This window comes from Mycobacterium sp. IDUB_5, from assembly GCF_055419565.1.
In genome coordinates this window covers 36494-56052 of record NZ_JBVAXX010000008.1, presented here as the reverse complement: position 1 = coordinate 56052, position 19559 = coordinate 36494, and the positions used below count along the sequence as shown (strand labels likewise).

The following is a 19559-nucleotide window of genomic DNA, read 5'->3' as shown; positions in this document are numbered from 1 at the left end:
GAAGGTGAGAACAATGACCACACCCAACGCAGGGTGGCGCAGCGAGATCACCCGAACGCAATGGCTGGTGCTCGCCGGCACCACCCTGGGCTGGGGCCTCGACGGATTCGCCGGCAGCCTCTACATCCTGGTCCTCGGACCGGCCATGACCGAACTCCTGCCGCGCAGCGGGGTTCAGGTGGAGCCCTCCGCAATCGGTTACTACGGTGGCCTCACCGTGGCCTTGTTCCTCATCGGATGGGCCACCGGCGGCATCCTGTTCGGCTTGCTTGCCGACTACTTCGGACGCACTCGCGTGTTGTCGATGGGCATCGTGACCTACGCCGTGTTCAGCGCCTTGGCCGCCTTCGCCGACACCTGGTGGCAGCTGGGAATCCTGCGCTTCATCGCCGGACTCGGAAGTGGTGTCGAGGCGCCCGTCGGCGCCGCGCTGATCGCCGAAACGTGGCGGAACCGCTACCGATCCCGCGCGTGCGGAATCATGATGTCGGGCTACGCGGCCGGATTCTTCGCTGCTGCAGGCGCTTACGCACTCTTCGGTCACCATGGTTGGCGGGCGATGCTGTTCCTGGCCGGCCTCCCCGCCCTGCTGGTGTGGTTCATCCGCCGCTATGTGCCCGAGCCCCCCGAAATCGAATCTCACATGAACGCACGTCGAGAGCGGAAGCGACTCGGCACCGACACCGCCGCGGATCGGTTCGTGCTTCGCAGATTGTTCGAACCGCCGCTGCTGCGGCCCATGCTGGTGTGCACCGCGCTCGCCTCCGGTGCCCTCATCGCCTTCTGGAGCGTCACCACCTGGTATCCGCAGATGCTGCGCCAGATTTCTGCCGCCGAACAGCTGACCCGTGACGTCGCCGACCATCGGGTGGCCATCGCCGCGATGCTGTTCAATGCCGGCGGTATCGTCGGCTACGCGTCCTGGGGTTTCCTGGCCGACGCGGTCGGACGCCGCGCGACATTTCTGATGAGCTTCGTGGTGTCGGCGATCATGGTCGCCTGGACCTTCCCCTTCGATCGCAGCTACACCGAATTCCTCATCGCCATGCCACTTCTGGGATTCGGCCTCTTCGGCGCACTGTCGGGCACGTTCATCTACGGTCCCGAATTGTTCCCGCCGAGCGTGCGCGCCACCGCACTGGCGGTCTGTAACAGCGTCGGCCGCTACATCACCGCTCTCGGCCCGCTGACCGCAGGCGCGATCGCCACCTCGTGGTTCGGCGGCAACCTCGGCCTGGCCACCGCCTGCGTCGCCGCCCTCGGGCTGGTCGCGCTCATCGGCCTGGCATTCGCCCGCGAAACCCGCGGCCACACGTTGCCGGTCGACCCCTCTCACGACGAGGTCGGCACGCCCTCCTCCGAGAAAGGCCCGTCATGACCCATCACGGCGACGGCACGGCCATTGTCGTCGGCGGTTCGATCGGCGGCCTCACCACCGCACTGCTGCTGCGAGACCTCGGATTTCAGGTCGAGGTCTACGAACGCTCATCCACCGCACTCGACGGGCGCGGCAGCGGCATCGTGCTCCAACCCGACACCACACGCTGGTTCACCGAACGCAGCACCCAGGACATCGCCGACCTCAGCACCGCGACCAACTACGTGCAATATCTCGACCGCACCGGGGAACGTCGCTACCGCGAAGAGTGCACCTGGACCTACACCTCATGGGGCACCTTCTACCGGGCCTTGCTGGCCGACTTCGGCGCCGAGCACTACCACTACGGCGAATTCGCTTGCGGATTCAGCCAAGGCGATCAGTGCGCCACCGTTCGATTCGTCAGCGGGCGCACCGAATCGGCCGACCTCATCGTGTTCGCCGACGGGGTGACATCGGTTGCGCGACAACGATTCGATCCCGACGCGGTACTGCGCTACGCCGGATACATCGGGTGGCGCGGCACCGTCGCCCTGAGCGACCTTGCCCAGACCACCCAGGAGGTCCTGCGCGACGCCATCACCTACGACGTGATACCGCACTCGCACATCACGATGTACCCCATCCCCGGTGAGAACAGCGTGAGCCTCGACGATCGGCTGATGAATTATGTCTGGTACCGCAATGTCCCTGCCGGCCCCGACCTCACCGAAATGCTCATCGACAAGCGCGGCATCTCCGGCGCGGTGTCGGTGCACCCGGGCCAGGTCCAGGACCGCTACATCACAGAGATGAAGCGCGACGCTGTTGACCTTCTGGCCCCCGCGGTCGCGGAAGTGGTCACATCCACCCGGACCCCGTACCTGCAAGTTCTGTCCGACGTGCGCTCCACCCGCATGGCGCAGGGACGGGTCGCCCTGATCGGAGACGCGGCGTGCGCCACCCGGCCTCACGCTGCGGCCGGCACCGCAAAGGCAGCAGCCGACGGTTGGGCACTGGCGGCAGCACTGCGCGAGGCCGGCGGCGACGTCGCCGCGGCCCTCGCCACATGGGAACCGGCGCAGCTGCAGCTCAGCGAGGCACTGCTGCGCCGTGTCGTCGCCATGGCCGAACGCTCCCAGTTCACCAACACCTGGGTTCCCGATGATCCCGCCCTACGCTTCGGCCTCTACGGGCCCGGCCGCTAGCCACCCTCTGCTTGACGTACCTGAGCATCAACCGAACTCGTCGACAGCGCCGCGCGCCGAAATGCTTCGGTGCGAGGCAGGCTCAGCTGAATCTCGTCGTCGGTGTCCAACTCGACTGTGCCCGACTCGAGGGTGAAGTCGAGGCTGTGCCCGCCGCTGTGCTCGTCGTCAGCGAGAAAGTGCAGGTGGTATCCGGCGACCGAGATGCCCTGCTCGTAGTCCGGCGTCAAGTAGCCCGCCAACGTTCCGTCGATGTCGGTGACGATCGATTCGGCCTGGCCTCGCGTCGCCTGGGTCAGCGGTGGGTAGGGCTTGTCCTGTTGTGCGACCGTGCGGGTGCGCACCTCGCTGAATCGACCGCGGACCTTCACCGCATGAACCACGTTTCTGCTGGTGATCTTCTCCGCCACCATCTGAGCCAGTTCAGCGCGTGTGGTTTGTCTCGCCACGGTGAATGACACCTGCGGCCGAAACCACGTCACGACGGCGAAGGGTGTCAATTCCGTTCCGGTGGCACGCGAGGCCGATCCGTCGGAGCGAAGATGGTGACACACGCCGTCGATGATGATCATCTCTCCGTCGAGGTGGTTGAACGTACCCACACCGAAATCGCCGTGCTCGAGCAGCTCGGCGATGCTGACGTCTCCGTCGTACACACCCGCGAGAAGCGCTGCCATCGTTGATGTTTGGAATACCGTGTGGGGGCTCTGGCGGCGGACCGTCAGGCGGTGGTGAACGGACTCGGCGAGCCGGACCAGTGCGCCGTGGGCGTGATCGTCGTGATCGCGAGGCATCGGGTTTCCTCTGATGCTGTGGTCGGTGGGGGCTCAGTGGAAAGGGTCATCGGCGAGATCGGCGGCCAATTCCAGATTGTGGCTGTAGTCGACGGGCAGGTCGATGATCGAGATCCCGCGGTGGTCGGTCGCCGTCTCGAGCGCGGCACGGAATTCGGCCATCGTGGACACCCGATGACCCCGTGCGCCGAACGCGGCGGCGAAGTGTTCGACGTCGTAATCGCCGAGTTGCACGCCGGACTTTCGGCCGTACTTGAGGACTTCCTGGAACCCGACCATGTCGTAGGTGTTGTCGCGCAGGATCACGTGGATCAGCGTCAGCCCCAACCGGTGTGCTGTTTCCAATTCCTGTGCGGAGAAGAGAAATCCGCCATCGCCAGAGATCGACACCACCTGCGTGTGAGGGCGGGTCAGCGCAGCGGCCATCGCCCACGGAAGAGCAACACCGAGCGTCTGCTGGCCGTTGGAGAACAGGAGATGACGCGGCCGGTACACCCGGAAGTGGCGGGCCATGTGTATGTAGACCGACCCGACGTCGCAGGTGATGGTCGCATCATCGGCAAGGTGCTCCCGCAGGGCGAGCACCACCGCTGCGGGAGGTAGACCCGCGTCTGACGGACGCCTACGCCGGGCTTCGTCGTCGATCGCCGCGAGTCGCTGCCGCTGCTCGTCGACCGCGGCGGCGGCATCGTCGGCCAACGACACCTGGCGCAACGTCGCGGCGAGCGCTCGCACTGTCGCTGCGATGTCACCGCGCAGCTCCAGCGCAGGCCGGTAGTGGTTGTCGATACCTGCGATGACCGAGTCGATGTGGATCACTGGCCGCTTCACATCCGAGTTCCACTGAGCGGGATCGTATTCCACCGGGTCGTAGCCGATAGCCACCACCACGTCGGCGTGCGCCACCACCACGTCACCAGGTTGGTTGCGAAAGAGACCCACCCGGCCGAGGTAGTGGTTCTCCAGATCCCGCGAGATGACCCCCGCGGCTTGGAACGTCTCGATCACAGGAAGATCGGAACCGGTGATGGCCTCGCGGATCGCGGCGCATGCCGCAGGTGACGCGCCGCGACTACCGACCAGCAGCACCGGCCGCGTGGCGGTGGCGATCAACGCGGCAGCATCCTCGATGTCCTGCGCGGTAGCCGGACCCAACCGGGGGACGGCTGACGCCGTCACTACCGGTGTGGTGGTCCTTTCGGCGGCCACGTCGGCGGGCAGCACGACGGCCGCGGCGCCGCACGGCTCGTCCATCGCGGCCCGGAAGGCGTTGGCCAACGTCTCCGAGACGTTCTCCGCGGCGTCCACTTCTCCGCAGAACTTCGTCACCGGCGCCAACAGGTCCGCAGCATCCAACGACTGGTGGGTGCGTTTGAGACGATCAGCCCGCGGTACCGCACCGCATATCGCCACGAGCGGATCCTGTTCGGTGGTGGCCGTCAACAGTCCCGTTGTGAGATTGCTCGTCCCCGGACCCGAGGTCACCAGCACCACTCCTGGTCTCCCGGTCAGTCGGCCGATCGCCGCCGCCATGAACGTCGCATTCTGCTCATGACGACACACCACTACGTCGATGTCGACGTCCACCAAAGCGTCGTACACCGCATCGATTTTCGCGCCGGGAACACCGAAGACGTACTGCACGCCGTTGTCCTGCAGAAATTTCGCAATGCTCTGCGCGGCGCGAACCGGAGGTGCCGAACCGGTCAGCGGTGTCTCAACGGTCGCGACGTTGTCCTGGCCGTGTGACATTCCGTGAGTGTGCACGCGGGTGAGTCGCCGGTGCATCAGTCGGGTGACTGAGCACAGCTGGACCCGATCTCGGCACGCGCTGGCTCACCAGCCGCGTTCGCGCCACTCGTCCAGGTGTGGGCGTTCGGTCCCGAGGGTGGTGTCGTCGCCGTGCCCTGGGTACACGACGGTCGAATCCGCGAAGACGTCGAAGACCCGGCTGCTCACATCTCCCAGCAGCTGTTCGAAGTCCCCCTCTTTCCACGTCTTGCCGACGCCCCCGGGGAACAGGCAGTCCCCGGTGAACAGGTGCACGCGGTCCTGCCCGTCCTGGCCGGTGTCGGCGCCGCGCAGCGCCAAGGCCACCGAGCCGGGCGTGTGGCCCCGCAGGTGGATCACGTCGAAGTGCAGGTCGCCGATGTCGATGCGGTCGCCGTCGGCGAGGACGCGCTCGGGAGTGACGGGCAACGGGTCGGCGTCGAGCCGGTGCGCTGCGGTGGGGGCGCCGGTGGCGCCCGCCACCTCTTCGAGCGCCATCCAGTGGTCCTGGTGTTGGTGGGTGGTGACGATCAACGACAGGGTCGGCGCGTGGTCGGCAATCAGGCCGCGAAGGATCTCGGCGTCGTTGGCGGCGTCGATGAGTAGCGTCTCGCCGGTGCGGGAACAGGTCACCAGGTAGGCGTTGTTGTCCATGGGACCCACCGAGGCCTTCACGATGGACGCGCCGGGCAGTGTGCGCCGCGCCGCGGTGCGCGCCTCGACGTGGCCGGTGTAGTTGTCGTCGACGACGGTCATGGTGACCCACGGTACTTCGCTGCGCGACCTGCGCCGCCACCGCCGGGTGAAACCTGTCGGTGGGTCGACTTAGCATGAGTCTGTACTGCGTCCAGAGGACGCATCGGGCACGTCTTCTTCTCGGAGGGAAAGGACACCGTGGCTGACCGCCTAGTTGTCAAGGGTGCCCGGGAGCACAATCTGCGTGGCGTCGATCTGGATCTGCCGCGCGACGCGATGATCGTGTTCACCGGGCTTTCGGGGTCCGGCAAATCGTCGCTGGCATTCGACACGATCTTCGCCGAGGGCCAGCGCCGCTACGTGGAGTCGCTGTCGGCCTACGCCCGCCAATTCCTCGGACAGATGGACAAACCCGACGTCGACTTCATCGAAGGCCTCTCGCCGGCGGTGTCGATCGACCAGAAGTCCACCAACCGCAACCCGCGGTCGACCGTGGGCACCATCACCGAGGTCTACGACTACCTGCGTCTGCTCTACGCCCGCGCCGGTACGCCGCACTGCCCCGTCTGCGGGGAGCGCATCGCGCGCCAGACGCCGCAGCAGATTGTGGACCAGGTGCTCGCGATGGACGAGGGGTTGCGCTTCCAGGTCCTCGCGCCGGTCGTGCGGACCCGCAAGGGTGAATTCGTCGACCTCTTCGACAAGCTGAACACGCAGGGCTACAGCCGCGTCCGTGTCGACGGCGTGGTCCATCCGCTCACGGATCCGCCGAAACTCAAGAAGCAGGAGAAGCACGACATCGAGGTGGTCGTCGACCGCCTCACGGTCAAGGCGTCGGCCAAGCAGCGGCTCACCGACTCGGTCGAGACCGCGCTCAACCTGGCCGACGGCATCGTCGTCCTCGAATTCGTCGACCGTGAAGACGATCATCCGCATCGCGAGCAGCGGTTCTCCGAGAAGTTGGCGTGTCCCAACGGGCACGCGCTGGCCGTCGACGACCTCGAACCGCGGTCGTTCTCGTTCAACTCGCCGTACGGCGCGTGCCCGGAGTGCACCGGCCTGGGCATCCGCAAGGAGGTCGATCCCGACCTCGTGGTGCCCGATCCCGATCTGACGCTGGCCGAGGGGGCGATCGCCCCGTGGTCGATGGGGCACACCGCGGAATACTTCACCCGCATGCTCGCAGGCCTGGGGGACCAGCTCGGATTCGACGTGAACACCCCGTGGAAGAAGCTGCCGGCCAAGGCGCGCAAAGCGATCCTCGAGGGGTGCGACGAGCAGGTGCACGTGCGGTACAAGAACCGCTACGGCCGTACGCGGTCCTACTACGCCGACTTCGAAGGCGTGCTGGCGTTCCTGCAGCGCCGCATGGAGCAGACGGACTCCGAGCAGATGAAGGAGCGCCTCGAGGGCTTCATGCGCGACGTGCCGTGCCCCGAGTGTCACGGCACCCGCCTCAAGCCCGAGATCCTGGCCGTGACGATGACGGCCGGTGAGTACGGCGCCAAGTCGATCGCCGAGGTCGCGGAGTTGTCGATCGCCGACTGCGCCGCATTCCTCAACGCGCTCACGCTCGGTACCCGTGAGGCGGCGATCGCCGGGCAGGTGCTCAAGGAGATCCAGTCCCGGTTGGGCTTCCTGCTCGACGTCGGGCTGGATTATCTGTCGCTGTCACGCGCTGCCGGCACGCTGTCCGGTGGCGAGGCGCAGCGCATTCGACTGGCCACTCAGATCGGGTCGGGTCTGGTCGGGGTGCTGTACGTGCTCGACGAGCCGTCGATCGGCCTGCACCAGCGCGACAACCGCCGGCTCATCGACACGCTCGTTCGGCTCCGGGACCTCGGCAACACGCTGATCGTCGTCGAACACGACCTCGACACCATCGCCCACGCCGACTGGGTGGTCGACATCGGTCCCGCCGCCGGCGAGCACGGTGGTCAGATCGTGCACAGCGGCACCTACAAGGACTTGCTGAAGAACCCGAAGTCGATCACTGGCGCCTATCTGTCAGGCGCAGAGGAGATCGAGGTTCCGACGATGCGCCGGGTGCCCGACAAGAAGCGTCAGTTGACCGTCGTCGGGGCGCGCGAACACAACCTGCGCGAGATCGACGTCGCGTTCCCGCTCGGCGTGCTGACGTCGGTGACGGGAGTGTCCGGGTCGGGGAAGTCGACTCTGGTGAACGACATCCTGGCCTCGGTGCTGGCCAACAAGCTCAACGGCGCCCGCCTGGTTCCGGGACGGCACACCCGTGTCAACGGCTTGGACCATCTGGACAAGCTGGTGCGGGTGGACCAGTCACCGATCGGCCGGACGCCGCGATCGAACCCGGCGACCTACACGGGCGTGTTCGACAAGATCCGAACGTTGTTCGCCGCGACGACGGAGGCCAAGGTGCGCGGCTACCAGCCCGGCCGGTTCTCGTTCAACGTCAAAGGCGGCCGCTGCGAAGCGTGTTCGGGCGACGGCACGATCAAGATCGAGATGAACTTCCTGCCGGACGTGTACGTGCCGTGCGAGGTGTGCCAGGGCGCGCGCTACAACCGCGAGACGCTCGAGGTGCACTACAAGGGCAAGACGATTGCCGAGGTGCTCGACATGTCGATCGAGGAGGCGGCGGAGTTCTTCGCGCCGATCAGCTCGATCCACCGCTACCTCAAGACGCTCGTCGACGTCGGCCTGGGTTACGTGAGGCTCGGGCAGCCCGCGCCGACGCTGTCAGGCGGTGAGGCGCAGCGCGTGAAGCTGGCCTCCGAGCTGCAGAAGCGTTCGACCGGCCGAACGATCTACATCCTCGACGAGCCGACAACGGGTCTGCACTTCGAGGACATCCGCAAGCTACTGACCGTCATCAACGGCCTTGTGGACAAAGGCAATACGGTCATCGTCATCGAGCACAACCTCGACGTCATCAAGACCTCGGACTGGATCATCGACATGGGGCCCGAAGGCGGCTCGGGCGGCGGCTCTGTGGTCGCGACGGGCACGCCCGAGGACGTGGCGGCCGATCCGGACAGCTACACCGGTCACTTCCTCGCCGAGACCTTGGGCATGGCGCAGCCGAAACCGAAGGCACGCAGCCGCAGAAAGGTCAGCGCCTAGACCATCGGCTCGGGCTCTGCAGCGAGGACATCGTGCAGGATCCGACGAAACGCCGTGATGCCGGGGTCGTTGTCTGCCCGCGGGTGCCAGAACACTCGAACGTCATAGGTCGGCAGGGTCAGCGGAATCGCGAAGAGGCTGATCGCCGACGTGCGGGCGTGGTACTCGGCCAGGCGGCGGGGAGCGACGGCGATGCAGTGGCCGTTCTCGACGACGGGAAACAGAGAGCTGTAGTGCGCCACGGTGAGCCGGACGCGCCGGGTGAGGCCGAGACGAGCCAACTCGTCGTCCACTTCGCGGCCGCGCCCCGCGCTGATCCGGACGTTGGCGTGGGGGAGGCCGACGAACCGTTCGAGCGTCATCGTGGCGGCGGCGTCGGGGTGTTCTGCCGCGATGACGCCGACCATGTCGTCGGTGAACGCAGGCTCTGAACGCCACGCCGCCGGTGTGGTCGTCGGAATGCCCATGTACACATCGATCTCGCCGCTGGCCAGGGCATCCGCGATGCTGATCCGGTCCAGCGCCTGCACCCGCACCCGTGCGTGGGGAGCCTGCTCGTGCAGCCGGCGGTCGAGTCCCGGCAACAGCAGGGGGCCGTACAGATCGGCGAACGCGATCACCCACTCGCGGGTCGTCGTGGCCAGATCGAATACGTCGAGGCCCGAGACGATTCCCTGCACGAGGCGGAGCGCCTCGTCGAGGCTGGGCTGCACGGCCAGGGCGGCGGGAGTGGGGGTGAGGCCGCGGCCCGTGCGCACCACCAGCGGATCGTCGAGCAGGACCCGCAGTCGCGCCAATGCGTTCGACACCGCGGGCTGGGTCAGGTGCAGGCGCGCCGCGGCCCTGGTGGCGCTGCGCTCCTCGAGGACCGCGTGCAGGACCACGAGGAGGTTGAGATCCACCCCGGACAGATTCATCAGATGAATGTCCCACATCACCACTCATGATTGGCGCTGATGATTCGCTGTTCCTACCGTCGTTGTCGGGACGACGGAAAGGACACGACGATGCGAGTACTGGTGACCGGGGCGAACGGTGGGGTCGGCTCCATGATCATCGACCAACTGCGGGACACCGATGTCGAGGTGCGCGCGACATGCCGCCGGCCGGACCGCCGGCGGTTGTCGGCGGTGGAGGCGGTGCCCAGCGATCTCGATCAGCCGCAGACACTGCGCCCCGCACTCGAGGGCGTCGACGCCGTCTTTCTCGTCAGCTTCGCCCGACCGGACGTCCTGCCCGAACTCGTCGAGCACATGAGAGCGGCAGGGGTCCAGAAGGTCGTCGTGCTCTCCACCATCGACACCACACGCACGGAGCGGTTCGTCGAATACAACAAGCAACGTCACCTCGCCGTGGAGAACGCGGCCATCGACGGCGGCTTCGCCACGGTGTGCCTGCGTCCGGGCGCCTTCGCGCGCAATGCAATCCGCTTCTGGGCCGGCCAGATTCGTGAGCATCGGCGCGTCGGGCTGCTCTTCCCCGAGTCGCAACAGGCGCCCATCGCCGACGAGGACATCGCCGAGGTCGCGGTGACTGCCCTCACCACCTCACGGCTCGACGGGCAGAAGGTGGTCCTCACCGGACCGCACTCCTTGACGATGCGGGAGCAAGTCGGCCTCATCGGCCGCGCGATCTCCGAGTCCATCGGCATCACGGTGCTCACGGATGCGCACGCCCGTGCCCTCTACGGGCAGGTGCTGCCGCCGCAGTACCTCGATCTGCTGATGGCGCAGTGGGCATTCGAAGTCACCGAACCTGCCGAGGTGACGCAGGCAGTGCCCACGATCACCGGCCGGCCGGCCGTCACCTTCGGCGACTGGGCTGCCAGCCACCGCGACGCATTCCTCGACGGCACTGTCAGCGCTTGGACGCCGGGGACGGGAACCGGGGGCTGACCCGAACACCGCCGAGCCAGGTGGTCAGCTCCGCGGCCCGGGCCTCGAGCGCCGCGGTCGCCCGGCGGCCCACCTTCTCCAGCAGGACCAGCTCGACGCGCCCAGTGTCGTCCTGACGCCACGCGCCGACGACGCGGCCGTTCACCCATGCGGTGGGACCGGCGTTGCCGTTGCGGTCGAACACCTCGGCCCTGTGCGGACCGAGGTACCAGTCCCGGTCGAACCAGCCCATCGTCGTGGGATCCAGCGACGGCAGCAGGGCGCACCACGGCTCAGGGTCTGGCTCGTGCACGTCCTCCGGTAGGACGAACCCAGTGTTCCCGTCCAACCGCACCTCCTCGGCGTCGACAGCGGACAGCGCTTTTCGGGCCCACGTCAGGGTCGTGCCGAACCACCATTTGATGTCGGTGAGCGTCGCGGGGCCGAACGTCGCCAGCCAGCGGCGCACCAGCTCCGCACTCGCGGTGTCGGCGTCGGCGGCGGTGTCGAGGCCCGGTAGCCACGTGTCGGTGGCCGTCCATCGCGGTCGTGACGTCAGCCACCCACCGTCGTTGAGGCCGCGCATGATGTGGCCGCGCGCCGACAGCACCGTCAGCACCCGCGGCGCGACATGGCCCTGCGCGCTGTAGGCCTTCCCGGGTGCGGGGTTGTACGTGCCGGTCAGTTCGGCCAGCGCTTCTCTCAGTTCCTTTGCGCTGCAGGGGCCTTCGCTTCGTAGGTGGCGGACAACCGCAGCGCACGCGGTGTGCAGCCAGGCGGCGCCGTCGGCGGCCACGCCGGCGCGTTCCACGTCGGCGGCCAATCGCCGTGCCTCGTTGGCGGCCACCCGGTCACTGGCCGCCGCCTGGACCGCGGGCAGGTCCTCCGGCCGCACCACCCACAGTGTTCTGCGCATCGCGAGGTGCTTGATCACCGAGCGGTCCCTGTACAGCGCAGCGTCGACGTCGTCGTGGACGAAACCCGGCAGGCGGGCCCACAGCGACAGGTACGGCGTCGCGGGGTCGGTGGCATGCAGGGCCACCAGGCGCTCGGTCACGTCGGACACCGACGCCCCGACTGCCGCAGGCGGACTCAGCATGTGCCGGTGCGCGAGACGGGCGCGGCGCTGCTCGACGGTGATGGTGCGCATCGTCTCCCGACCGTAGTCGCCCCGTCCGACACCGAAGTTGGGATCGGTAGCTCAGTCCGCCCATTTCACTGTTCTCACACGACGCCAACGAGGCGGAGTACGACGAAGGGAATGACAACGATGAAGCGAATTGTCGCAGGCGTGATCGGTCTGGCCGCGGGCACCGCCATGCTGGTGGGCTGCTCCAGCGACAAGGAGACCCCCGCGCCCGGTAGCTCCCAGTCAGCCACCTCCGCGGTGGCGCAAGGCGGCGCAACCGAGGTCAAGGTCGACGGGGCCGATCTGGCCGGCCTGGATCTGAACTCCGTCACCTGTGTGAAGCAGGGCGGCAAGATCACGGTCGCCAGCGGTGCGATCGGCGGTCAGCAGGGTTTGGGTGTCGTGATGACCGACGCGGCCACCCCGGTGGTCGAATCGCTCGGCATGGTGGTCGACGGCAATGCGCTGGCCGTAGCCAACGCGATGGGCGCCAAGAGCGGCTCGGCCGAGGTCAAGGTCGACGGCAACCGGTACACGATCACCGGCGAGGCGGTGGGTGCCGACATGAGCAATCCGATGGCCGGCATGCTCTCCAAGCCGTTCACGGTGACCGTGACCTGCAGCTGAGACCGTTGCAGCCACGACGATGCCGGATCGAGCGGCGGGCGTGCCCCGCACGCCCGCCGCTTCCTATGATGACGCGATGACGATCGAGGAAGATCTCGACAAAGCTCGTCATCTCGCATTCGCCGCCGACGAGGAGGCGGCCAAAGAGCTGCTGCTGTCCCTGCTGCCGCGTGTCGAGAACGCCGGTCGCGACGACCTGGCGCTCGAGGTCCTCGCCCAGCTCGGAGAGATCTACCTCGTGCGGACCGCGTATTCCGGTGTCACCGAGGCCGTCACGAGAATCCGGGACTGCCTCCAGAACTACGTCGCGACGGATTCACCAGATCCCCAGATCGCCCGCATGATCTGCCGGTACACGCGGCGCGCGCTGTTCCTGGAGACCGGACACGCCGCAGCGCACGGCGAACACGAAGCGGCCGCAACGGCGTTAGAGGCACTGATGGAGGAGGCCGGCATGTTCGAGGAGCTGGCAGCCGAGCACGCCTACCTGATCACCTATGCGCGCATCCTCTGCGCCGTCGCGCTGTGCGACGACGATCTGCACGTGCAGTCCCTGCCACTGTGGCAGCAGGTGCTCGACGCCGTCGACGGTCCCGGCGACGGCAGCGAACACTCCGATGCGCTCCGGGTTCTCGCGGGCACCGGTTACGGGCGGTTCTGCGTCGAAACGGGCCGGCTCACCGAAGCCGAGCCGTGGCTGCGCAGGGCCGGAGCACGAGCGAAGGCGCGCAATTGGCGGTTGGCCACCTCCCGCACCCAGCTGGAGCGCGCGACCGCGTCGTGGGCCGCCGGGGATCGGCCGAAAGCCCAGGAACTGGTCCACGAAGCGTATCCGGCCATCGCCGAACACATTCGGGCCCACGACGTCTCCCGCTGCTGGCTGTATTTCGGGTTGATCGCCATCTCCGTCGGCGCCTACGACGACGCCGACGAGCGCCTCGGCCACGCCGAGCGCCACTGGCGCGAACTCGGCAAGCCCCTGCACATCCATCGAATCCTGTTGCAGCGCAGCTGGGTCGACATCTTTCGCGGTGACTTCGCCGCAGCCGCCGCCCGAGTCGAGGAGGCCAGGGCGCTGTTGGACGCCTGGCCCCGGCACAGCTGGTTGCAGTACGCGCGCCTCGACGACCACGTCGGCACGCTGCTGCGCGCCCAGGCCCAGGCCGACCCCGCGACCGCCGAGCAGAAACTGGCGGAAGCGGCCGAGCTGAAGATCCCTGCCGCCCTGGCGGTCGATTCGGTGCGGTACTCGATCGCCGACGCCGACGCCCGCATGCGCTGGGCCACCTACGTCTCCTCCCGCATGCTCGCGGGTGCCTTCGCCGTCGCGTGGGAGTGGGGCAACACGGAACTGGTCAGCGAGTTGATCGAATATCACTGCGCCCGTGGCACGTTCATCGCTCCCGAAGCGGAGACCGCCGCATGGGCGGACACCGCCACGGCCACGGTACCCGTCGAGGAGGCCGAGGAGTACGCCCTCGTCGCTTCGGGTGGTGCGGTGGTCGGTGCAGGCCCGCTGACCCGGCTGGGCGCGCTGCCGCCGCTGCGCATGGACCCCGACGGCCACCTGGTGCTGCACCGGTACCGGGATCTCGCGGCGGCCCGCTACGGCCGCGAGGTCATCGCCGCGGAGGGTGAGTGGTCCACATGGCCGTGACCGCCGACCATCTGCTGCTGCGCTACGCCGACGTAGGCGTCGCGACCTACGCCAGCCTCCGTGTGGTCGGCAGGCCGGCGAGCACCGTGACGTGGGTGATGGACGAGGCTGCGATGGGCGCCGTCCGGGATCTGCTGACCGACGCGCTGCCCGACCCGCGTCCCCAGGAGAGTATCGCCGACGCCGTGCAACGAGCCGTCACCGCAGGATCTTTCGCGTCCCAGACGGCCGAACAACACCTGGCTGAGGTGCTCGGCGAGCACCTCATGCCCGAGGCGGCGTGGCGGTTGCTCGTCGACACCGCCGCGGAACCGGGCGCCGTCCTTTTCGCGGCACCTACCTCACGACTGGCTCAGGTGCCCTGGTCGGTCCTCGCGATGCCCGCCGACGGGCGGCGCCTGATCGACCTCGTCGACATCCTTCTGGCAGCACCACCGAACATCGCTAACGCACCTCGCCGGCCGACACCGTGGCGGCCCGACAGCGCGCCGCTGCTGGTCCTGGACCCGCGGGTGCCCGGTCAGCGGCCAGACTCTGCGCTGGGCTCGGTGCTGGGCAGGCCGGACCCGCAGACCCCGGTGGCCCGCCATTTCGCCGCGCTGATGACCCGGCGCGAGGTGCTGCCGGCGGCAGGCTCCGCGCTCGAGCTGTTCCGCCGCGCGGAGGCCGACCGTGGCTGGCTGGCCGCACAGCTGCGACGGGAACCAGGCCGATTGCTCTACGTCGGCCATGCCACGGCCGCAGACGGGGACGTCGGCCACGCCGACAGGGCGGCGATCCACCTCGCCGAGGCTGACCCGCTGAGCGCCGGGGAACTGATGGCCGCGGCGCTGCCGATGCCCGCACGGGTCGCGCTGTTGGCCTGCGCATCGGGCGGGGACTACCGGTTCGACGAGGCGACCGGGCTGGTGGCCGCCCTCATCCTCAACGGCGCCGTGCTGGTCACCGCGACCCTGTGGTCGTTGCCGACGACGGCCGGATTCCGCCGATTCTGCAGTGCGGCAATCGAATCGGCCGACCCGATGGGGGATGTGGTGGTCGCGGTCGACACCGCCCACGATGCGTCGGAAGCGGGCCGGGCGGTGAACGCGTGGCAACGCGCTCAGCTGGCCCGCTGGCGGGCCGGCGACGGCACGGCCAGCCCGCTGTATTGGGCCGCGCTGGTCACCTTCGCCGTGGACGGTGCGCGATGAGCGTCCTGGAATGCCACCTCACCTCCTATTCTGTTCGCGTGAGCGCGGAAGCCGGGCAGTCGGTGGGCGTGCGGCAACCGCGCCGCGCGGTGATCGACGCTGCCTGGAGGGCGATCGGCCCGGGTGTGGAATGCCTCAGCGGCGACGACGGCGCGCCGTTGACCCGGACCGTGAAACGCATCATCGACCCGCTGGTTCTGCGGCTGCGGGTGAACACGCGTTACTCCGCGCCCGTCGTCACCGCGGAGGTCGCCGCCGAGATGCACGGTGCGATCGTCGAGCAGGGCGAGACACTGCAGCACACCGCCGCGTGGTTCGACCTCCTCAAGCGTGAGCGCCGCCGGCTGCGCATCACCCAGGGCAACGCTCAGGAGCTGTACTTCCCGGTCTGCTACGAGCTCGCAGTCACCGCGGGGCCCGCAGACGCCGCCGAGGCCGAACGCGTGCTGCGTGACGTGCACGCCGAGCGCGACCGTACGGCCATCGACCTGCTGAACAGTCACGTCGCCGACCCGGCCGTCGTCGCGGAGCTCGACGAGCAACTCGACCGGGCGTGGCGGGATGTCCTGCCCGGGCGGGGCGCCAGTGCGCCGTTCCTGGCGGGTCTGTCGACGGTGCTGGCCGATGCCGCCGGCCACAACGCGGGCGCGGCCCGGTCGCGGGTGTGGTCCGCGCTGGTCGACGACATGACCCCCTACAACCTCGGTGCGGCAGCCCGCGTCGACGGCGCGGACCTGCCCTGGTCGTTGACCGACCTGGGGCTGTCGTCGGCGGAGCCGCAACGCTGTCCGGCCGTGACGCGGCCGACGCGGGTCGAGGGGGAACGACCGCTGGACCGCAGCGTGGTGGATCGGGTGCGCGCGACGCTGCGCCGCGGTATGGATCGCGACGAGCTGCCCGACATCGCGCTGCTGTGCGCCGAGGAGGTCGACCGAGCGGCCGCGCCGTGGGGGTTGCTGGGCGAGGACAAGCAGGCGACGCTGCTCGCCGGTATCGAGGTGGCCACCGATCTGGCACCGCTGGATTCGACCGCGTGCCCCCGGTACGGGTTGTCCTCGCGCGTCCAGGCCCGGCTGCGCAAGGAGGCCTATGTCCTGCATGCCCGCCGCTACCTGGCCGACGGCGCTGCGGTACATCCGCGCCAGCAGCAGGTCATCGACGAGCTCGCCTCCTTCCGCCGGCCCTACCTGAACCGGCTGTGGGCGCGACTGCACGGTCGCGACGTCTGGCAGGAGCCGTGCTCTGATGCCGAGGACGTGCGTGCGCTCCTCGACGGAGTCGCCCGTTCGGTGAGCCTGGATCACCGGCAACGCATCAAGGCGATGCTCGGTGCGGAGGGCATGGCGTCGTGAAGATGCACAACGACGCGGGGCTGTGGACTACGGGACCGACCCCGCCAGCGCCGCCGCTGACCGCGGTCATCGAGGTTGCGGGCGCCGTGCTGAGCTGGCCGGTCGACGACGCCGGCGCGCAACCTCAGATCGTGTTCACCGACGTGACCGAGGCGGAGTGGCTGTGGCGGGTCCTCGGCCCGGGTGGTCACGAGGCCGTGGTGGCGGCGCTGCTCGAGGGGGACACGGGCACGGTGGTCGACATCCCGGACGCCGGCGTCGAACCCGGATCGCTGGACGCGCTGCATCGCCTGGCGCTGGGGCACTGGCTGCGGCGGTGGTGGCCGGCCAGCCGACAGGACGGCATCGTCGATCTCGACATGGCCCTTCTCGACGGCGAATTGGCCGTGCTGACCGAGGCGACGCAGGAGTTCTTCGACGACGACGCGTTCGACGCCGAGGTGACCGATCTGCTGCGCCCGCACAGGCCCCTGTTCAGTGTGCTTGCTCAGCACGATGATTCGCGTGTCGCCGACCTCGCGCAGTCCTGCCTCACGCTGGCCGAGGACCTCGGCTTGGCCGACGAAGGGGCCGTCGAGGAAACTGTCGGCGCCTCCGGGGCACAGAGGCGCCGCGACGATTACGCACTCGCGGCCGGGCCCGACGCACGGCCGGGCCGGCTGGGCGAGGCCATCGCCGAGGGTCGGGATTCGGTGCGGTGGGCGGCGGTGCCGCCGGGGATCTTCGATGCCGCCGAGAACACCGTCGCCTGGTCGGTGCAGGCGACAGGCCCGACGGTCACCGCGATGGTGCGCGCCCAAGTATGGGGTGCCGGATCGCCCGAGGGGATTCCGGTCCGGTTCAGCAGCGGGAGCTACGCCGGCGCCGGAGCCCTGGACGCTGCGGGCACCGCGTCCGTGCCACTGTTCGACGGTGAGTCACCACTGACCGAGGACGCGGCCTGGGACCACGACTGGAGCGGGGCGGCGGTGACCGTCGGCGCCGATGCCGACGAATCTCCTTCTGCGCGTGAGCGAGTGCGGACGCTTGCCCGCACCCGGCTCGCGAGTTCCGGCGACGGAGTCTTCCTGGCCGAGCTCCTGGCCGCCGAAGCCGACTACTGAGAATCCCCGTCGGCCTCGTCCGGGTGCATCGACTGCCTGATCTGCGCCAGCCGCTCGGCTGCCGCGCGCTGCCGCGCGTCGTACTGCTCGGAAGCCGCCCGTCCCTCCGGGGTCTCGGAGGCCAGCTCGGTCGAACCCAGCGACGTCGCGAACCGGTTCTCGATCTTCTCGCGCACCGCGTCGAACGTCGGTATTCCGTCGTCGGTGTAGCCGGTGTCGGTGGGGTCGTCGGGCATGATCCCCACGCTACCGGCGGCCGCTAGCGAGCGGCCGCCTTTTCCACTGCGGCGGCCGCCGGCGGGAGCGGGCTCGCAGGCGGGGGCGGCGCTTGCGGGCTGGCAGGCAGCGCCGCGGGCGGCACCCCCGGGGTGCCGATCGCGCTGGCCATCCACGGCAGCGCGGTCGCGAAAGCGGTGGAGGCGAACGGCCAGTCGTGATTACCCGGCTGGTTGACCACCGCGCAGTCGATGCCTGACTTGCTCCCCAATGCGCACAGCGTCGAGGCGGCGATCGCCTGATCGTTCGGTTTGCCGGTACCCGACCCCGGCAGCGGGCCGTTGACGTCGAACCAGCCCTGCACGCCGCGGTAGGGGCCGTGGCGAGCGATGACGGTGCTCGGTTCGAACGACGCGTAGGCGGCACTGTTGCCGCCGAAGAGGCGGGCGACCGTCTGGGCCTGGTTGCCGGAGTTCGGCGCGAGATCGCCGGCGATGTCCTCGAACGCGCTGAACATGTCGGGATGCATGACCGCCAGATCCACCGCGCAGGTGCCGCCCATCGACCAGCCGACAACGCCCCAGTTCGCCGCGGCAGGACTGACGCCGAAGTTGGCTCTCATGTACGGCACGACGTCGCGGGTCAGGTGGTCTGCCGACTGCCCGCGCGACCCGTTGACGCATTCGGTGTCGTTGTTGAAGGCGCCACCCGGGTCGACGAACACGACGACGGGGGCCTGGCCGTGGTGCGCGGCCGCGAAGTCGTCGAGGATCTTGATCGCATTGCCTGCGCGCATCCAGTCCGCCGGCGTGTTGAACTCTCCGCCGATCATCATGATCGTCGGAAGCGGCGGCGCCGGATCGGTGGCGTACCAGGCGGGCGGCAGATAGACGAACTCACCGCGATGCTTGAAACCGGATGCGGTGTCGGGGATGTCGACGGGCACGACGCTGCCCTTGATCGGGATCGTGTGGGCGCGCTGCATCGCTTTGACCGTCACCTGGTCGGTCTGGTCCGGCAGCGGGCCCGCCGTCAGTTGGCTCCACGCGGTCTGCACGGTGGGGAAGTAGCCCGTCCAGAGGTTCAGCGCCAGAGCGGCGCACAGTGCGCACAGCGGAACCGCAACCAGGGCCACGCCCCGTCGCCACCACTGCGCGTCACGCCAGCCCGACACCAGCACACCGAACGCTATGCCCGACAACGCGATCCACACCCACAGCGTCTGCGGTGCCGGATTGGTGTCGTCGGCGACACCCGCGGTCTCGGTGTACCAGTAGGCGCCGACGGTCAGCATCACTCCGATCACCGCCGACCACGGCAACCACACCATCCGCCAGCGTCGGGTGCGCCAGCCGATGGCGGTCACGAGGGCAACGATCGCCAGAACCTGGATGGCGACGGGCAACCACCCGTGCATCAGAGACAGATGGTGGCGCACGGAGTCGAAGAACGGACCGGACGTCGTCACGTCTCCACCTTGA

General features: G+C 68.5%; 16 protein-coding genes. 9 read left to right on the top strand and 7 right to left on the bottom strand.

What is annotated here, in order from left to right:
- Nucleotides 1–13: 13 nt before the first annotated feature.
- Both ACZY1G_RS24740 and ACZY1G_RS24735 read left to right on the top strand, forming a co-directional pair.
- Nucleotides 14–1378, top strand: coding sequence for an MFS transporter (locus ACZY1G_RS24740; RefSeq protein WP_463823879.1), 1365 nt, complete (start codon nt 14–16; stop codon nt 1376–1378).
- Nucleotides 1375–2565, top strand: a complete 1191-nt coding sequence (locus ACZY1G_RS24735; RefSeq protein WP_463823878.1) for an FAD binding domain-containing protein — start codon at nt 1375–1377, stop codon at nt 2563–2565. Before ACZY1G_RS24740 ends, ACZY1G_RS24735 begins: the two co-directional genes overlap by 4 nt.
- Here the strand turns inward: ACZY1G_RS24735 and budA are convergent.
- The 3 genes from budA to ACZY1G_RS24720 all read right to left on the bottom strand — a co-directional run bounded on the left by budA (nt 2562) and on the right by ACZY1G_RS24720 (nt 5885).
- Nucleotides 2562–3359, bottom strand: coding sequence for an acetolactate decarboxylase (gene budA, locus ACZY1G_RS24730; protein ID WP_463823877.1), 798 nt, complete (start codon nt 3357–3359; stop codon nt 2562–2564). The genes ACZY1G_RS24735 and budA overlap by 4 nt on opposite strands.
- Before the next feature lie 33 nt (nt 3360–3392).
- A complete protein-coding gene (gene alsS / locus ACZY1G_RS24725) occupies nt 3393–5111 on the bottom strand; it encodes an acetolactate synthase AlsS (RefSeq protein WP_463823876.1) in 1719 nt (572 codons plus the stop codon).
- Between the two features lie 84 nt (nt 5112–5195).
- Entirely contained in the window at nt 5196–5885 is a 690-nt protein-coding gene (locus ACZY1G_RS24720; protein ID WP_463823875.1) for an MBL fold metallo-hydrolase, read from the bottom strand.
- 138 nt (nt 5886–6023) lie between these two features.
- Between ACZY1G_RS24720 and uvrA the strand changes: the two genes are divergently transcribed.
- Nucleotides 6024–8927 carry an excinuclease ABC subunit UvrA gene (uvrA, locus tag ACZY1G_RS24715; RefSeq protein WP_463818000.1) on the top strand — a complete coding sequence of 968 codons (2904 nt, stop codon included), beginning with the start codon at nt 6024–6026 and terminating at the stop codon, nt 8925–8927.
- Here uvrA and ACZY1G_RS24710 read toward each other — a convergent pair.
- Nucleotides 8924–9862 (bottom strand): LysR family transcriptional regulator, encoded by a 939-nt coding sequence (locus tag ACZY1G_RS24710; protein ID WP_463823874.1) that lies wholly within the window; start codon nt 9860–9862, stop codon nt 8924–8926. The genes uvrA and ACZY1G_RS24710 overlap by 4 nt on opposite strands.
- Nucleotides 9863–9934: 72 nt before the next feature.
- On the opposite strand from ACZY1G_RS24710, the gene ACZY1G_RS24705 reads away from it, so the two are divergent.
- Nucleotides 9935–10822: an SDR family oxidoreductase gene (locus ACZY1G_RS24705; RefSeq protein WP_463823873.1), complete on the top strand. Its 888-nt coding sequence runs from the start codon at nt 9935–9937 to the stop codon at nt 10820–10822.
- Here ACZY1G_RS24705 and ACZY1G_RS24700 read toward each other — a convergent pair.
- Entirely contained in the window at nt 10785–11951 is a 1167-nt protein-coding gene (locus ACZY1G_RS24700) for a winged helix DNA-binding domain-containing protein (protein WP_463818003.1), read from the bottom strand. The two genes, ACZY1G_RS24705 and ACZY1G_RS24700, sit on opposite strands and share 38 nt — an antisense overlap.
- 120 nt (nt 11952–12071) lie before the next feature.
- On the opposite strand from ACZY1G_RS24700, the gene ACZY1G_RS24695 reads away from it, so the two are divergent.
- The 5 genes from ACZY1G_RS24695 (at nt 12072) to ACZY1G_RS24675 (ending at nt 17862) form a co-directional block, all read left to right on the top strand.
- The gene (locus ACZY1G_RS24695; RefSeq protein ID WP_463818004.1) at nt 12072–12557 is read left to right on the top strand and encodes a lipoprotein LpqH; all 486 of its coding nucleotides are present in this window, start codon (nt 12072–12074) and stop codon (nt 12555–12557) included.
- Nucleotides 12558–12633: 76 nt separating this feature from the next.
- The gene (locus ACZY1G_RS24690; protein WP_463818005.1) at nt 12634–14214 is read left to right on the top strand and encodes a hypothetical protein; all 1581 of its coding nucleotides are present in this window, start codon (nt 12634–12636) and stop codon (nt 14212–14214) included.
- Entirely contained in the window at nt 14205–15407 is a 1203-nt protein-coding gene (locus tag ACZY1G_RS24685) for a CHAT domain-containing protein (protein WP_463818006.1), read from the top strand. Before ACZY1G_RS24690 ends, ACZY1G_RS24685 begins: the two co-directional genes overlap by 10 nt.
- Nucleotides 15404–16759 carry a hypothetical protein gene (locus tag ACZY1G_RS24680; RefSeq protein WP_463823872.1) on the top strand — a complete coding sequence of 452 codons (1356 nt, stop codon included), beginning with the start codon at nt 15404–15406 and terminating at the stop codon, nt 16757–16759. The genes ACZY1G_RS24685 and ACZY1G_RS24680 overlap by 4 nt, the downstream gene beginning before the upstream one ends.
- Before the next feature lie 2 nt (nt 16760–16761).
- Nucleotides 16762–17862, top strand: a complete 1101-nt coding sequence (locus ACZY1G_RS24675; RefSeq protein WP_463823980.1) for a hypothetical protein — start codon at nt 16762–16764, stop codon at nt 17860–17862.
- Here ACZY1G_RS24675 and ACZY1G_RS24670 read toward each other — a convergent pair.
- Both ACZY1G_RS24670 and ACZY1G_RS24665 read right to left on the bottom strand, forming a co-directional pair.
- A complete protein-coding gene (locus ACZY1G_RS24670; RefSeq protein WP_463823871.1) occupies nt 17856–18098 on the bottom strand; it encodes a hypothetical protein in 243 nt (80 codons plus the stop codon). The two genes, ACZY1G_RS24675 and ACZY1G_RS24670, sit on opposite strands and share 7 nt — an antisense overlap.
- A gap of 23 nt (nt 18099–18121) precedes the next feature.
- Complete coding sequence (locus ACZY1G_RS24665; protein WP_463823979.1) at nt 18122–19495, bottom strand: alpha/beta hydrolase; 1374 nt, start codon at nt 19493–19495, stop codon at nt 18122–18124.
- Nucleotides 19496–19559 lie beyond the last annotated feature (64 nt).

Coding starts and splice junctions, on each gene's coding strand:
- ACZY1G_RS24740 (WP_463823879.1), top strand. CDS start 14: ATGACCACACCCAACGCAGGGTGGCGCAGCGAGATCACCCGAACGCAA.
- ACZY1G_RS24735 (WP_463823878.1), top strand. CDS start 1,375: ATGACCCATCACGGCGACGGCACGGCCATTGTCGTCGGCGGTTCGATC.
- budA (WP_463823877.1), bottom strand. CDS start 3,359: ATGCCTCGCGATCACGACGATCACGCCCACGGCGCACTGGTCCGGCTC.
- alsS (WP_463823876.1), bottom strand. CDS start 5,111: ATGTCACACGGCCAGGACAACGTCGCGACCGTTGAGACACCGCTGACC.
- ACZY1G_RS24720 (WP_463823875.1), bottom strand. CDS start 5,885: ATGACCGTCGTCGACGACAACTACACCGGCCACGTCGAGGCGCGCACC.
- ACZY1G_RS24710 (WP_463823874.1), bottom strand. CDS start 9,862: ATGTGGGACATTCATCTGATGAATCTGTCCGGGGTGGATCTCAACCTC.
- ACZY1G_RS24705 (WP_463823873.1), top strand. CDS start 9,935: ATGCGAGTACTGGTGACCGGGGCGAACGGTGGGGTCGGCTCCATGATC.
- ACZY1G_RS24700 (WP_463818003.1), bottom strand. CDS start 11,951: ATGCGCACCATCACCGTCGAGCAGCGCCGCGCCCGTCTCGCGCACCGG.
- ACZY1G_RS24695 (WP_463818004.1), top strand. CDS start 12,072: ATGAAGCGAATTGTCGCAGGCGTGATCGGTCTGGCCGCGGGCACCGCC.
- ACZY1G_RS24690 (WP_463818005.1), top strand. CDS start 12,634: ATGACGATCGAGGAAGATCTCGACAAAGCTCGTCATCTCGCATTCGCC.
- ACZY1G_RS24685 (WP_463818006.1), top strand. CDS start 14,205: ATGGCCGTGACCGCCGACCATCTGCTGCTGCGCTACGCCGACGTAGGC.
- ACZY1G_RS24680 (WP_463823872.1), top strand. CDS start 15,404: ATGAGCGTCCTGGAATGCCACCTCACCTCCTATTCTGTTCGCGTGAGC.
- ACZY1G_RS24675 (WP_463823980.1), top strand. CDS start 16,762: ATGCACAACGACGCGGGGCTGTGGACTACGGGACCGACCCCGCCAGCG.
- ACZY1G_RS24670 (WP_463823871.1), bottom strand. CDS start 18,098: ATGCCCGACGACCCCACCGACACCGGCTACACCGACGACGGAATACCG.
- ACZY1G_RS24665 (WP_463823979.1), bottom strand. CDS start 19,495: ATGCACGGGTGGTTGCCCGTCGCCATCCAGGTTCTGGCGATCGTTGCC.